Genomic DNA, 14,355 nt, shown 5'->3' with positions numbered 1-14,355 from the left:
AGTCCCTCAGCGGGAACGATTTCAGCCCGGCCGTTGGACAGAGCCGATCGGGTGGCCTTCTCCACCCGCGGCGTGGCCGCCGTGAGTATGACGGTTATCGGTTCGCCTGGTTTCGTAGTGCGGGGTGTCGCGTTCGCGACGTCTACGCTGATCATGACCATCTTTCAACTGCCGGCGGATTGGGGTATGGCCGGGTAGCGGTAAGCCGCCGGGTGGGACGAAATGGTGCGGCCTCTCCTCGGTCGTCTTCAGCAAAACTCCCGGGCGGGCCCTGCGCTCGGCGGATGCGACGGGCCAAGGACGGACTCTGCGGCGTACAGTGCCGAAGCAAATGACGCCGCCGGGAGCTCCACGACGAGGGTGGAGAGGGAGGCGCAGCTCCACGGGTGGTGTGGAGAATATGTAAGGGGCAACTGCGTGCAAGAAGACCACTGGAATCCCGCGCAGTGCACCATCATCTTACTGCTCTTTCAGCCTGTTGTGGTCAGTTAGCACCAGGCCGCATCCATACGCCTTTCCCTGCCCGAGCCCGGTCCGGAGAAGTTCGTGGACCAGGGCGGCGTCACGGACGGTCGCGCGGGCCTGGAGGGTCCTGGTGACGATCTCGAACCGTTCACCGGACTTTTTGACGCCTATGATCCACCGGGGCGGGCCGACTTGGATGCGTCCCGGGTCAACTGCGAGGCCGTGGCTGGCCAGACGCCGATCCAGCCAGGCCCTGACCTCCATGGGGTTTTCCAGGCTGATGCGCCGGTGTGTGGAGTGTGCCCGGCGGGCGGGGTTGGCGATGACCTGCAACTGGAGCGATCGTCCCGGGCGGTAGGTGTTCTCGACGAAGGAAGTGACAGCACGGATGATCCTTCCGTTGTCCAGGAGAGGCTGCCAGTTGAGCTGCTCGGGAGATTGGACGCGCACGCTCACCGGAAGCCCAGCATGCGGCCGCTCGGTCCCGCCGGCAGCTGGGGAATTCATGCGAGTGGCAGCGAACAGAGGGTGCGCGGCTCTGCTGTTGGAGTCTCTGCGTCCGCGGGCAGCAGTCTTGGATCCGGCCTGGACAAGTTTGGACAGCTGGGCAACGTTGAGACAGAGCTCGCTCGCGGCGGGTGACAGGGTCAAGTCGGTGTGCCAGGTGCGGAAGCCCGGCACGGTCTTGGTGGAACTGACGGTACGCACGTGTCTCATTCAGCGGGGTTGCAGGGAAGGCGTGTATGGGCAAGGGACGGTGTTCACGGCCGACAGGTCTGCTGACAAATGTTTCGGGAAACCGCGAGGGTGCCCGGCCTGGGCGGGCATTGGGCGGACTCCCCTTCGTGTGCAGGAGGTGCCGCAGGGAAGTGGCCACCAACAAGGGGTGCCCCTGCCCCCGCGGGCGGCTGCGGTCACAGGCTGTCCGCCAGGGCTTGCGTCCGCTTGGCGCGAGCCGGACTGATGTCCGCGTACAGGTCCATGGCCAACTGGAAGCATGCGCGGGCCGCTTCAACTTCGCCGCGGTCGCGGTGGGCGCGGCCGAGCAGTTCCAGGCCGTAGGCCCGCCACCGGGTGCTGCCGACGTCGGTGAGTGCGGCCAGAGCGTCTTCCAGGTTGCGGACGCCGGCGTCGCGGTCGCCGGTGAGGATGCGGGTGTGGCCCTGGAGGAGGAGCGCGTGGCTGGCGTTGTAGGGGTCGCCAGCGTCCAGCAGCATGGTGCGTGCCCGGTCAAACAGCTTCAGTGCCCGGTCGGGGTGGTCGAGGGCGATCTCGCCGAGCACGATCGTCGTCAGGGCGACACCGCGGGGGTAGCCGCACTCGTTCCATCGTGAGATGGCCTGGGTCAGGAACGGCAGGGCCTGGTCCGGGCGGCCGGCGCTGTAGTGGCAGGATCCCAGGCCGAGCAGGGCCTGACCCGCGTCACGGGCGTCCTCGTGTCTGAGGGCGGCGTCGAGGGCCTGGCCGAACCAGGTGATGGCCTCGTCCAGGCGTCCCGCTGAGCTCAGGCCGATCGCGCCGGAGGCGAGCATCTGCCGCACGGCCGCGTCGTTGCGCGCTCTGCGCGCGGCCGCGAGGCCGATCTCGTGGGCGGCGATCCACAGCTTGTACGGGTGCCTGCGCTGGAACAGCGGCCAGAAACTGTCCACGAGCTGCCAGACGATGTCGTCCCATCCGGCTGCCTCCGCCGCGCCCAGGACGTCCAGGAGGCTGGACCCGTACGAGGCCAGCCACCCCAGTGCTTCGGCGTCATCATCGAACGGTGCCTTCCCGGCCGGCGCCATGGTCATGGCCGAACGCCGGAGCGTGGCCTGCGCCGGTGTGAGACGGAGCTGGACGTGGGTAGCGTTCGCCAGGATCCACTCGCAGAGCCGGCGCAGAACAAGGACGCGGCCCTGTTCCGGATCATGCTGCACGGCCAGCGACCGGGCGTGGTCGCGTACGGCGGGGACCAGCCGGTACCGGATGCGGGATCCGTGCTCCTGGTGCGGCTCCAGGAGCTGTTGCTCGGCGAGGATCTCCAGCCCCCATTCGGCATGACCCCAGCCCATCTGGCAGGAGGCAGCAGCCATGTCCGGGTCGACGTCACTGACCGGGAGCAGGCCGAGGGATCGGTAGAGGCCCTGAGCCTCCTCCTCCAGTAGCTTGTAGATCCTGTCGAGCGTCGCGTCGGTGTTCATTCGGATGGTTCCTCAGGGGTTGTGTGGGTGAGCGCCGGTGACGGCAGTAGCGGAGCGCCAGGGACGGGCAGCCAGGAGCGTGCCGGACAGGGCTGGCGGCTGCGAAGTCCGGTGACACGCCCTCGCAAGGCGGGCGGCAGCCTCAGGTCACGCTGCGAGCAGGCCGGCGAGGGCGGCCGCGGAGCCGAAGCCGCGGCAGACACAGCTTGTTGAACGCTCCGTCTCGTGTGACGAGGGCAGCAGTGTGCATGTGGCCGATGAGGGCGTGGTCCTCGATGAGTAGTGCCATGGGGATTCTCCTCGCGCGTGGGCGCGTGGGTGCGGATGGGGCGGTCCGGGCCTCGCGGAGTTTCAGGTGAGGCCGGCGGCCGTGGTCATGGGCTGAGCTGGTTGCCGCGCTCGACGAGCACCGCGAGGCGCTCGGTCTGATCGATGCTCATCCAGCCGAGCACGACCTCGTGCGGGGCGTTGCAGCGGCGGCATCTGGGATCCGCGCTGAAAAGGGTGCGTCGAAGCCCAGCTGTGTGGAGGGCGGTCGCCAGCTCGGCGCTTGCGGCGTGGATGACGGCTGCAGTGGTCTCTTCTGGAAGGGCACGCCGGTCGGTCACCACTGCGGGCCTCCCGGATGTGCGGCCACGGACACCTCGGCCGGGAGAGGCGCGGACAGCGCACGGAACACGGCCCACAGGTGGAGAGGGGCTGTGAACAGGTGACCGGCCGGCTCGCGGGTGATCCAACGAAGCGTCGCATGAGTGTGGGCCCGCGCGCCCCGCGGCGGGATGGATACGTGTGTCCCGGACACGTAGGTCGCCGGATCCTCCCAGTTCATGCCCGCCACCATGACGTCGGAGCGCGGCGGGACGAAGAAGTGCCACATTCCGTTGTCGGTGAACACGGCGCCATGGCGCACGGCGTGGCGCCGGAGGCGGTCGAGTACGTGCGCGCCGCAGGTTTCGGGCGTCCGCACGATGTCGAACCGCCGACCGGTTGGGACCGACGTCACTGTCGGGCTTCGCCAGGCTTCGCCGAGCAGGGTGTAGCCCTCCTGGCACGGGTCGGCCGGGCCAGGCCGTGCGGGCAGGACGAGCGGAAGCACGGGTGCGTCGACCGGCTTTGTCGGGGTAGCGGTCAGCATGATTCACAGCCTGGAGACGGGGTGGCGTCGGGGAGTTCACCGAAGGGGATGTCCGGGAACCGGCGGTCCACCTGGTGGCAGCTGACGAGCCCCAGCAGTGTGGCGACCGCTGCCGCTTTCGTGTTGTTGGGCGCACACAGATCGTCGCGCAGGCGCCGTATGATGTCACGCACCGTGTGCGAGGACCGCTGGAGGGTGCTGGCCGTCTGCTCCACGGTCAAGCCGTTGACCATGCATTCCAGGAAACCCTGGTTGCTGGGGCGGACCACCGGGCGCACGATCGGCAGATCGGTCAGGTTCTCGGCGGAGACCAAACGATGAGCAACTGCGCGGGCAGCTACCAACTCGCGGGTCCGGGTTCCCAGGAGGGCGAAGAGAGGTTCTTCACAGGCGCGGACGGTGTCGGCAGTCCACCTCAGTCTGCTCGCGATGTCCTTGTTGGACAGACCGTCGGCGAGCAGAACCAGCATCTGTCGATGTGCACTGGACAGCTTTGGCGGCAGAGGGAGGCATGCTGCCAGGTCGTGTTGGTTTCCAGAGGGCATAGGCGGTTCTCCGTGGTGAAGGTGCGTACGGGCAGCTCGACGCGTGCAGCGTTGTGCAGTTCGGCGGCGCTCCGGCAACCGCCCGCGTTTATTCGTCTATGGCCGCGTAGACGCCGAAGGCGGCCTGGGCTTGCAGATGCAGTGACATCTGGATCGTGGTGGTGTCAGGTAAGGGCCGGGCGCGGCTGGTTGGAGGAAGGCAAAGTGGGCAGGAGCTGCGACCACCGGCTTTTGCTCTGGCCGAGGGCGACCTCGGCGAGGCGTAGCCGCTGGACGTCCGAGGTGCCGGCGGGGGCGAGGATGTGGTGTGCGTCGCGTAGGTAGCGGCTGATGGGGACATCGGCCATCAGCCCGGCTGCGGCGTGGATCTCCATGGCTGATCGGGCGGAGTCCAGGGCCAGTTCCACGTTGATGAGCTTGGCGTTCATCAGCTCGGCGTCGTTGCCCTTACCGGTGTCCAGGAGGTGGGCGGCGTGGTAGGCGGCGAGCCGGGCCGTCATGACGCGTGACTGGATCTCCCCAATCTTGATCTTGATATTGGGCAGGTGGTGCAGCGGGTTGCCGTAGCGCTCACGTTCGCTCGCGAAGGCGGTTGTCTGTTCCAGGATGGCCTGGTGGAGGCCGAGGGCGACTGAGGCGAGGTTGAGGCGCCCGTACAGGACGCTGGAGGAGTCGGCGACGTCCCGGCCGTCTCCTTCCTCGCCGAGGCGGTTGCTGACCGGTATGCGGCAGTCGTCGAAGTGCAGCTCGCCGAAGCTGAAGCCGTGGAGTCCGAGGGTTGGTGCGGGAGGAGGCAGGGTCAGGCCGGGGCGGTCTGCTTCGACGAGGAAGGCAGTGAGTCCCCGGGAGCCCTCGCCGGTGCGGGCGACGACCCCGTGGAGGTCGCCGATGTGAGAGTTGCCGACGTAGACCTTGCGGCCGTTGAGGACGTAGTGACGTCCTTCGCGGCGTGCGGTCATCTGCATGCCCAGCACGTGGCTGCCGGATTCGGGCCCGGTGACGGCGATGGTGGGCAGGCACGAGCCGTCGGCGACCCGGGGAAGCCATGCACGCTTCTGCTGTCCGCTGCCGAAGTGGATGATCTTTGCGGCACCGAGCTGGGACGCCTGGACCATGGCGCCCATGGCGGCGCTGATCCGGGACAGCTCTTCGATGATGATGGTCTTCGCGAGGTGGCCGGCACCCATGCCGCCGTAGTCCTTGTCGACGGTGACGCCGATCCACCCCTGCCGGGCGATGGCCGCTGCCAGTTCCGTTTCAACTGCTCCGCTTCGCTCCATGTCCACCACACGCGGGGCAACCTCGGACTCCGCAAAAGCCCGCACGTCGGCCCGGAGTCGCTCGTGACGCTCTTCGAGATAGGCGTTGGACACGTGTGGGATCCCTTCGTTGACGGTCGCTCTGGCTGCGGAAGTGCGGGTACGGGCTACGGCTGTAGCCCGGCGCGCTGGCAGAGGAAGTCCATGACGCCGTCGCGATGCCGCTTGATCAGCGCGAGGGAGTCCCGCCCGGTGCTCAGGTCCCGTTCCACAGGGCCGACGAAGCACACGGTGCCGAGCACCATGCCGCTGTGGAGGAGGGGAGCGCCGGCGTAGGTGCGGATGCCGATGAGATCGACGACGGTATTGCCCGCGAACCGGGGTGAGGAGAACACGTCGGGCAGGACCAGGGCCTTCTTGCGGTCAACGACTTCGGGACAGAAGCCGTGATCGAGGGGCATGCTGCGGCCGACGGCCGGCAGCTCGCTGTCCTCGCCAGGTGTGTGGAGCCCGAAGAAGTACTGCTGGTCCCCGAAGATGTTGACCATGGCGTAGGGAACATCGGCTTCCTGGGCCAGCTGCGTGGCGAACGCGTCGAGTTCCGGCTCGGGTCCGGTCAGGCCGCGGGCGCGCAGCACGGACTCTCGCTCGGCGTGCGGCATGGCGGGGCGTGGGGTGCTGGCAGGGGAGGTCATGCGGGGGCTCCGGAGGTGAGGCGACGGTGGATGCTGTGCTCGACGAGCCGGATCAGAACGGCCTTGGCGGAGGCGCGTTGGCGGACATCGCAGGTGAGGACCGGAGTTCCGGGACCGAGCTCAAGGGCCTGGCGCACCTCGTCGGGCGTGTAGCGGTATGCGCCGTCGAACTCGTTCACGGCCACGACGAACGGCATGTGCCGCTGCTCGAAGTAGCTGACCGCGGCGAAGGAATCCTCCAGACGCCGGGTGTCAGCGAGGACGACAACACCGACCGCACCACGCGTGAGGTCCCGCCAGGTGAACCAGAAGCGCTCCTGTCCTGGCGCGCCGAACAGGAACAGGGTCATGGGGCGCGGCGGATCGGGGAAGGTGATCCGGCCGAAGTCCATGGCCACGGTGGTCGTGGTCTTCTGTGCCACGTTGGTCAGGTCGTCGATGTCACGGCCGGCGACGGTGAGGATTTCCTCTGTCATCAACGGCTCAATCTCGCTGAGGGCTGCGACCATCGTGGTCTTGCCGACACCCAAGCCGCCGGCCACCACGATCTTCAGCTCCGCCGTAGGGAGCGCCGTGCCGCTCCCTGGTTCAGAGCCGAGTGCGTAGGCCATGAAGCAGTGCCTCCAGTAGCTGTCCGTCGGGATCGGCTGTGGTGCCGTCGGGGTTGGCAGGATTGGCCCGCGTCAGCGCATCGCAGTCGAGAAGGTCTCCGATCAGGACCTTCACCACCTGCACGGGCTGGTGCATCAGGGCGGCGAGTTCGGCGACAGAGCGGGGGACACCACTGCAGTGCAGCAGCAGCGCCTCGCCCTCGGGACTTGGGTGGACTATCCCGGGTGCCGACGGCCGCGTGACGAGGCAGGTTGTGAGATGCAGCGGGTGACTGGAACGAGTACGGCCCCCGGTGACCGTGTAAGGGCGGACGTCCTCCGAAGAGCTGTCCGCCCAACCGCCGCGGAACTCCACCTCACAGCCCCGACCCGCTGAACGGGTTGGTCCGGGCTCGAACGACCAGGACCTCCTCCAGGCCCTGGATGAAGGAAAGCATCTCGTGGCCGACCTGGCCCGGGTCCGCGTCGGGCGTGGCCACAACGGCCAGGACGGAGTCCACCGCCTTGGGGTTCTTGAACTTCGCGCCCGCGCTCATCACGAAAAGGCTTCCGCCATCGTGCTCGACGACGACCTGACGGATCCCGCCCGCGGTGTCCTTGAAGTACCCCCGTCCGAGCGAGTACAGGCCGGAGATGACGGCGGCGAGGCTGTCGGCACCGTCGACCGGCTGGCCGGCCGTCCAGGCCATCTTCAGCCCGTCATTGGCACCCAAAAGTGCCCCGGTGGTCCCGGGAGCCTTTTTGAGCAGTTGGTCGAGCAGCGCGCTGAGCTGCTCGCGGGCGTGCGCCATGTGCTGTTCATGCGGGAGTGTGTCGTCGGAGGGGAAGACATCGCTCACGGATTTCTCCTGGTCGAAGTGGGGGTTGAAAACAGGCAAAGGAACTCAGTCGGCGGGTGGCGAAGGTGCGGGGGTTTCGCCAACCGGACGGCGGGAGCGGAAGTTCGCCATGAGGTCGCCGGTCGCAGTTCCCGTCGGAGCTGCTGGGGCATGCTCTGCCAGAGGCGGGATGTTTTGATCGGTCGCTCCGCGTCGGGGCAGGGGCGGCCGGCTTCCGTTGTGCGGGGGCGAAGCCGCGGAGGTGGCTTCATCTGGTGCAGCAGCCGGGATACGCCCGGGCAGTTCGGCCGTGTCTTGCAGGGCAGGCGTCTGCTCGCGCCGCGCGGAGCCGGCGGGTACGGAGGGACACTGGTCCTGAGCGGCGTGCCTGCTCAGCTTCTGCATGTCGGCGGAGACGAGCAGCTCTCGGGGGATGACGACGACGGCTTGGGTCCCGCCGACGATGTTGGGCCCCAACTGAATGGTGATCTTGTGCCGCTTTGAAAGGAGGGCTGCCACGAGGAGACCGATCTTCCCCTCCCGCAGGCGAACGCGGGGGTCTTCGGCCTCGGGAGCTGCCAGCAGACGGTTGAGCGCTTCCCGCTTTCGCTGCGACATGCCGACGCCGCGGTCAACTACCTCGATGGCTATCCCATCGTCCGTCTGGTGGGTGAAGACCTCCACACGGTCCCTGGAGAAACCGGTGGCATTCTCCAGCAGGGCGGCAAGCAAGTGCACTGCGTTAGGGCTTACATAACCCGGCAAAGCGACTGCGGTGTGCTGGTACGGCGCCACGCGGACGCGCTGGTACTCGGGGATCTCTGCGACGGCTCGTCGGATCGCCGTGGCCAGCAGGACCGGCGTACTCTCCCGCGAAGGGGTGTTGCCCCCCAGGACGGCAAGGCTTTCGACCTCGCGCCGAATCTGGGCCAGCAGGTGATCCACGCGGAAAACGCCGGCCATCAGTTCTGGGTCTTCGATATCCCTCTCGACATCGGAGATCACGGAGATGCTGCGGTTGACCAGACTCTGCAGACGAGGAGAGACCGACTTGAAGATCTCCGCGAGTTCCGCTTGAGCGTTGAGCTTCTGGTCCTGACGGGCCGCGGCAGCCACCACCGTCCGCCGCGCCTCCTCAAACGCCTGCTCCAGGAGGGCTACCGCGTCGGTGCGCGGATCTCCCGTGCAGACCGGCGTCGAGAGCGCCGGGAAGCTGGTGTGTGCGGTGCCCTGCTCAACTTGCTCAGCGGTCCAGCGCATGCTTTGCCGGCCCTTACCGACGGCAGCGATGACCCAATGCAGCGCCTGGAAGGCGCTGTCACGCTCCGCACGAACTGCCTTTAAACGGGCGGAGCTTCGCCGGGCTCTGAGTACCCGCGCTCCGGTCCGCCACAACACGCAGCCAGCTGTGGCCGCAGCTGTCGCGACAGCGACGGGCGTGGGCAGCACGTCGAAGCCGTCGAGCAGCCATCCACCACCCACAGCCACTCCTGCGAGAGCGCTCCCCGCGAACGCTGGCGGAAGGTCTACGCTGTCGCCGGCAGGCGCGCGGTGTCGCCGGGTGCGCCGCGTCGGCGCCTGCGCTGTGTGATCAGACATGGCACATCTCCTGTGCGCGAAGCCCCATGGGGTACCGATCGGCGTCCCGCAACTGGGCGCGTACCAGGCTGAGACGGTCGTGCAGAATCCCCGGGTCTGTGGTCGGGCAGGCTCGGGGCTCGGGTGGGATGACCCAGAAACGGTTCTGGCAGCCTGACCGGGCGCCGTATTCCGAGCACCGCAGCGACTGGCCTGCTTCGCATACCGAGTGGGGGGCCCACCACAGGTCGGCGGTACCGGACTCGACCGGCACGCGCAACTGTCGGTGGGCGATGCAGCACAGCAGCGGTCCGACCCGTTTCCCGGCATCGATCATCGCGTCGAGCGCGGCCATGCCAAGGCCCATGCCGACGTGGACGACGTCGGTTTCACGCGACAGCATGGCAGGCAGCGGGGCCTCGCTGAGGTGCAGCCGCCAGGTGTGGCGACTGCTCAGTAGGGCAGTCATCAGCTCTCCGGTCAGGACGGAAGTGTTCCGTCGGGCGTTGTAGGAGCCGGTCTGGTACGGCGCCGTAGCGGGGTGGCCAGCGCGCCACCAGAGCAGGGACGTGACATCGAGGACGGCTAGGTGCCGGTCGCCGCGGGCGACGGCCGGCACGCTCTCGCAAAGGAGCGGCACCCGGCCGGGCGGCAGCTCAGATGCGTAGGACCTCCGTCCGGGCACCGAGCCATGCCTCCCGCGCCGGAAGGTAACCCACAGGGCCCCAGCAGGTTCCTCGGGCAGGGAATGCAGCCGTGGAACCGCTGGCGTTCGCCCGGTCGGCTGAGCGCCAGCGGCCTGTCGCCCCACTCGACGATAGGGCCGCAGTGCGACAGCCGCGCAAACCCCGGCATCCCCTCCAGCACCGACACGGTCCACTGGGCGAAGAGCTCTTCGACCAAATACGGCCGACCGCTTTGTCGCAATACCTCCAGTGGGCTCGGCGAGAAGCGGGGGCTCGAAGAGCGTCAGCTGCCGCGCCCTGCAGACGATCGGAATGGACCAGTCGTTGGGCCGAGTACCCGTAGTCATAGGTCCTCCTCCGATGGTAGGAGCCGAGGTACCTTGAACAAGGGCCACAGAAGTACCGCTGCCGTTTCGCCCTCATGCGGGCCACAACGTACGCCAGTTGATCGCTCTCCAGCAGTGGGTGCCATGCCGCTGAAGTCGTCATCCGGCTGGCACCTTGCACTCGGCCCAGACGGTTTTGCCCCAGTGCTTGCGGTCGTAGCCCCAACTGGCGCTCAGCGCATTGATGAGACGCAGACCGCGACCGCATTCGCAATCAGTGCTCACCGCACGGAGGAGCGGAACCTGGCGGCTCGCGTCCGAGACCGAGACTTTGATGACCTTCTCATCAAGGCGGGTGATCCTGATCCGGAAGGACCGGTGCCCCGAATGCGTGATCGCGTTGGAGACCAGTTCCGAGGCGATCAGGAGGACGTCCTCTGACCGTTCGGGGCCGTCCAACCCCCAGAAAGATAAGGCATGCGAGACAAGTCGACGGGCCTTGGAAGCCGACTCACGTTCGCATGGCCACGTCTCCGTGTAGCTGGGAACGTCCGTCCCAGAAGTTCTGATAGCCGTCATCGGCACGAGGTGATCCCTCCACGAGGATGGGTCGCCCGCCCCTTCAACAGATCAGGGTGGGGCTCTCTCCACACCGTCGGACTGGGGGAACCGGATGGTTGGGCCCGGCGGCTGCTGTCCAGTCAACGACCGTCGCGAGGCGAAATAAAGGAAGAGTCCTGTTTCCGTGCATCCGCCCCAACCGGAAGACTTTAAAATCTCATTACCTAACTTCTGGTCATGGATCGTCGCTCGGGGTTACCGTCTTTTCATGGGAGTGAACCTCGCCCTCAAAGGCCGAATGGATGAACTAGGCGTCACGCAGGAGGAGTTGGCGTCCAAGCTCAACGATGCTCTGTGGGACATCACCGGGCGACCGGGGAACATCTCCGCGCGAACAGTCCGGAATCTACTCAACGGATCGAGTAGCCGGCCTTTTGGCCGCACGTGCGCGGCACTTGAGCGTGTGTTCGGCTGCCCTGCAGAAGACTTAGGGTTCAGTGCACCACACTCCATGCAACGTCCTCCGGAGGACCCTGTGCGGCGTCGCAAATTCCTCGCATCAACCACCGGATCGGCTGCCTCAGCAGCTCCCCTAATCAGACAACGACGTTCAGTCGGCGTGTCCGACGTGAAGCGCGCCATGGCGGGGATGCACTCCCTTATCGAAGCGGATGACCGTCACGGCGGACACCGGAAGCTGGCAGCGGCCGCCCTTGAAGGGCGTGCAGAGGTCTTGGACCTCCAGCAGCGAAACGCCAGTCAGCGCGTACGAGGTGCGCTGTACGCACTCGCCGCCGAGTTCACCACTATCGCTGCCTGGGCCTGCATCGACCTTCGTCAATTGGACGAGGCGCAGGGACATCTCCACCAGGCGACGGTCTTCGCTGGCCTCTCCCAGGATCCCCCCACGGAGATGCGGGTCTGGATGAACCAGACCATGCTCGCCTACCAGCGCAAGAACTGGCCGGAGCAGATTGCGGCGGCCCAGGCGGCACAGGCGTCCACGGCCGCGAGACGAGACCCGTTCTTCTCCTCCATGGGTCGGGTCCGAGTTGCTCTAGCGTGCGCGACGCTGGACGACACACGGGGAGCCCAGCGATCCCTCGAAGCAGCGCAGGAGTCGTTCCGCAAGGCAGCCGACGAGGAGCGCCCGCGGTGGACAGCTTTCTACGGCACGGCCGAACTGAACCACCTAGCCGCCATCATCATGAACCGCAATGGGCGGCACGCGGAAGCCGAGGCGATGGCGCACCGTGCTCTGGGCGGGATCCCGCCGGAGTTTCGCCGGAATCGCGCGTTGGCGACGTGCCAGCTCGCGAGTGCGCAGCTCCACCAGGGGGAGCTGGAGCAGGCTGCACAATCGGCCGCAAATGTGTTCGCAATCATGGCTGGTACGCCGCTACCTGGACGGATGCGGACACTGGTTGGAGACTTCCATCGAGACCTCCTCCGCCTGGCGCCGTCCACGTCCTATGCCCGCGACTGGGAGGACCGTATGCGAGATGAATGGAGTGGAGCGTGACCACCGTGATCGACCTGCGGCACTTCCAACACGGCAGCCTCCCGCAGGGCTTCAAACAGTTGCTGATTGATGTGCACGCGGATGCTTACGCCGACGCCATGGACGATGAGTTCAACCAACGCTTCCCGTGGTTCGTCGACCACTGGTCGGGCATGGAGGGCTTCACTTGCGTCGTGGCGTTCGATGGTGAGGAGCCGACGGGATTCGCCTACGGGGCCCCACTTCAGTCCGGCCGGGAGTGGTGGCGGAAGACTGACTACCAGCCGAACAACGGCTACACCTCAACGTATGCCGTATCCGAAGTTATGGTCCGGCCACAGTGGCGCAAAAAGGGGATCTCCGACCGGCTTCACGAGGCCCTGATGAAGGCCCGCACCGAGGATCTGGCCGTGCTCCTGGTCGACGTGACGCACCCGAAAGTGCAGTCGCTGTACGAGGCGTGGGGCTACGACAAGGTTGGTGAGCAGCGTCCATTTGCCGACTCGCCCACCTACGCGGTGATGATCAGGGAGCTCAGGGATGCCTGAATAGACGGTGCCCCTCCGAGCGTTCGGACCTGCTGCGGTATACGTCGCGGTCGGCGTAGAGCGTGGCCGGTCGCTGTCGGGCTCCCCTCCCAGCCCCGCACCGGTGGATCGGTTTGCCTGCGACTCCCGGGCCCTTCGCCCTTGGTGTCGGACAGAAAACCCATGGACGTGCGCAGGCTGCTGACCACGTCTGCTCGGAGGCGGACCAGCCCTCGCTCGGCAGGCCGGATCCGCCGCTCCGCCGGCCCCCGCATGCGTGCACCGGACGGTGCCCGTGCGCTCACCGCCGTCGACAGGGCACTATCGGCTTCATGACTGCCGTGCCCACCGCCCCGGACGCCCTGGCCGCGAGACATCCGACTCTCTCCGTGACGGCCGCCCCCTACGACCACCCGGACGCTCGCCGCCTGACCTGGGCTCTGTGTGCGGAACAGCTCGCGTTGTACGGCTTCGCCGAGGACCCGGACACCACCCCCGAGGCGGACTTCGACCCGCCCTGTGGTCTGTTCCTCATTGCCCGCGTTGGCGATGAGCCGGTCGGGTGCGGAGGGATACGCCTCCTTGACGAGCACACAGCGGGGATCAAGCGGATGTATGTCGCCGACCGCGCCCGCCGCCACGGAATCGGCCGGTGCCTCCTCGAACACCTCGAACAACACGCCGTCAGACGTGGAGCAGCGCGGATCATGCTGGAGACCGGGCGGCGCAACACTGCCGCCCTGGCCCTCTGCCACCGCACCGGATTCCTACCGTGCCCGTCGTACGTTCCCGGGCGCGACCACACGGTCAACCGGGCCATGACCAAGCCACCTCGGGTTGCCCGCACTGTCCAACTCTTTGTCCCGCAGCTTTCAGCAGACGTCCTACCCGACGACCAGGACAGCCATCGGCTCACGATCTCTCCCCGAAACCCCGTTGCACGCAGACATCCCGCCCTGGAGCTCGCCGTGGGAATCTCGGCAACGGGACAGGCCGCGGCTGGTGAGGTGGATCAGGTCGACGGCGTCGTCGGAGAACAGTGGGTCCGAGCTGCCGGATGGTCAGGTGGTGCTTGACATAGCTGGCGGTCTCGTCCTTGTTCATGGTCGACATCTGGTAGCTGATCGAGATCCGCTGGTCCAGGGCCGCCAGGACGCCGTGCTTCATCCTTTTCCGCAACGTCGGCTGCCCGACCAGCAACACCGCGAGCGGCGTCGTGGAGTCCATGTCGTAGTTGGTGAGCATGCGGATCGCGTCCAGCTCGTGATGGCTGAGGAGGCGCGACTCGTCGACGACGACCGCGGGGGTGCATCCGCGCTCGTCGACCTCGGCAGCCAGGGTCGTGGACGCCTGAGCTGCGAGAGCGGCGGACTGGTATTTCGGGGTGCCGCACAGGGCCCGATGTCGTCGCTGCGTTGAAGGGTGATGCCGATCCGGAATCTGGCAGTGAGCTACTGCCAGGGCCGTC

16 protein-coding genes and 1 pseudogene are annotated in these 14,355 nt (G+C 67.0%); 3 read left to right on the top strand and 14 right to left on the bottom strand.

Going from position 1 to position 14,355, the window contains the following annotated elements:
- Positions 1–459 precede the first annotated feature (459 nt).
- From ACFY2B_RS36960 to ACFY2B_RS36900, 13 genes are all read right to left on the bottom strand, one after another.
- A complete protein-coding gene (locus tag ACFY2B_RS36960; RefSeq protein ID WP_390767422.1) occupies positions 460–921 on the bottom strand; it encodes a type I-E CRISPR-associated protein Cas6/Cse3/CasE in 462 nt (153 codons plus the stop codon).
- A 458-nt stretch (positions 922–1,379) separates the two neighbouring features.
- Positions 1,380–2,645 (bottom strand): tetratricopeptide repeat protein, encoded by a 1,266-nt coding sequence (locus tag ACFY2B_RS36955; RefSeq protein ID WP_390767421.1) that lies wholly within the window; start codon positions 2,643–2,645, stop codon positions 1,380–1,382.
- A gap of 374 nt (positions 2,646–3,019) precedes the next feature.
- Complete coding sequence (locus ACFY2B_RS36950) at positions 3,020–3,253, bottom strand: hypothetical protein (RefSeq protein ID WP_390767420.1); 234 nt, start codon at positions 3,251–3,253, stop codon at positions 3,020–3,022.
- Positions 3,250–3,780, bottom strand: coding sequence for a hypothetical protein (locus ACFY2B_RS36945; protein WP_390767419.1), 531 nt, complete (start codon positions 3,778–3,780; stop codon positions 3,250–3,252). The genes ACFY2B_RS36950 and ACFY2B_RS36945 overlap by 4 nt, the downstream gene beginning before the upstream one ends.
- On the bottom strand, positions 3,774–4,325 hold the full coding sequence (locus ACFY2B_RS36940; protein ID WP_390767418.1) for a LuxR C-terminal-related transcriptional regulator: 552 nt from the start codon (positions 4,323–4,325) through the stop codon (positions 3,774–3,776). Before ACFY2B_RS36940 ends, ACFY2B_RS36945 begins: the two co-directional genes overlap by 7 nt.
- 164 nt (positions 4,326–4,489) lie before the next feature.
- Positions 4,490–5,698, bottom strand: coding sequence for an acyl-CoA dehydrogenase family protein (locus tag ACFY2B_RS36935; protein ID WP_390767417.1), 1,209 nt, complete (start codon positions 5,696–5,698; stop codon positions 4,490–4,492).
- A 53-nt stretch (positions 5,699–5,751) separates the two neighbouring features.
- Entirely contained in the window at positions 5,752–6,279 is a 528-nt protein-coding gene (locus tag ACFY2B_RS36930) for a GAF domain-containing protein (RefSeq protein WP_390767416.1), read from the bottom strand.
- The gene (locus ACFY2B_RS36925) at positions 6,276–6,890 is read right to left on the bottom strand and encodes an ATP/GTP-binding protein (RefSeq protein WP_390767415.1); all 615 of its coding nucleotides are present in this window, start codon (positions 6,888–6,890) and stop codon (positions 6,276–6,278) included. The genes ACFY2B_RS36930 and ACFY2B_RS36925 overlap by 4 nt, the downstream gene beginning before the upstream one ends.
- Complete coding sequence (locus ACFY2B_RS36920; protein ID WP_390767414.1) at positions 6,868–7,245, bottom strand: DUF742 domain-containing protein; 378 nt, start codon at positions 7,243–7,245, stop codon at positions 6,868–6,870. Before ACFY2B_RS36920 ends, ACFY2B_RS36925 begins: the two co-directional genes overlap by 23 nt.
- 1 nt (position 7,246) lies before the next feature.
- A complete protein-coding gene (locus tag ACFY2B_RS36915; protein ID WP_390767413.1) occupies positions 7,247–7,729 on the bottom strand; it encodes a roadblock/LC7 domain-containing protein in 483 nt (160 codons plus the stop codon).
- 45 nt (positions 7,730–7,774) lie between these two features.
- Positions 7,775–9,190 carry an ATP-binding protein gene (locus ACFY2B_RS36910; RefSeq protein ID WP_390767412.1) on the bottom strand — a complete coding sequence of 472 codons (1,416 nt, stop codon included), beginning with the start codon at positions 9,188–9,190 and terminating at the stop codon, positions 7,775–7,777.
- A 109-nt stretch (positions 9,191–9,299) separates the two neighbouring features.
- A complete protein-coding gene (locus ACFY2B_RS36905; protein WP_390767411.1) occupies positions 9,300–9,755 on the bottom strand; it encodes a hypothetical protein in 456 nt (151 codons plus the stop codon).
- Between the two features lie 702 nt (positions 9,756–10,457).
- Positions 10,458–10,877, bottom strand: a complete 420-nt coding sequence (locus ACFY2B_RS36900; RefSeq protein ID WP_390767410.1) for an ATP-binding protein — start codon at positions 10,875–10,877, stop codon at positions 10,458–10,460.
- A gap of 601 nt (positions 10,878–11,478) precedes the next feature.
- Here ACFY2B_RS36900 and ACFY2B_RS36895 point away from each other — a divergent pair.
- The 3 genes from ACFY2B_RS36895 (at position 11,479) to ACFY2B_RS36885 (ending at position 13,963) form a co-directional block, all read left to right on the top strand.
- Positions 11,479–12,381, top strand: a complete 903-nt coding sequence (locus ACFY2B_RS36895) for an XRE family transcriptional regulator (RefSeq protein WP_390767409.1) — start codon at positions 11,479–11,481, stop codon at positions 12,379–12,381.
- Positions 12,378–12,908, top strand: coding sequence for a GNAT family N-acetyltransferase (locus ACFY2B_RS36890; RefSeq protein WP_390767408.1), 531 nt, complete (start codon positions 12,378–12,380; stop codon positions 12,906–12,908). Before ACFY2B_RS36895 ends, ACFY2B_RS36890 begins: the two co-directional genes overlap by 4 nt.
- A gap of 311 nt (positions 12,909–13,219) precedes the next feature.
- Positions 13,220–13,963, top strand: coding sequence for a GNAT family N-acetyltransferase (locus tag ACFY2B_RS36885; protein WP_390767407.1), 744 nt, complete (start codon positions 13,220–13,222; stop codon positions 13,961–13,963).
- Between the two features lie 100 nt (positions 13,964–14,063).
- Here the strand turns inward: ACFY2B_RS36885 and ACFY2B_RS36880 are convergent.
- A pseudogene (locus ACFY2B_RS36880) lies at positions 14,064–14,225 on the bottom strand (AAA family ATPase); the annotation flags it as partial.
- Between the last annotated feature and the right edge of the window lie 130 nt (positions 14,226–14,355).

This window comes from Streptomyces sp. NPDC001270 (genome assembly GCF_042896695.1).
Lineage (GTDB): Bacteria > Actinomycetota > Actinomycetes > Streptomycetales > Streptomycetaceae > Streptomyces.
Note: the sequence above shows the minus strand (reverse complement) of the source record. Positions and strands in the feature narration are given on the sequence as shown.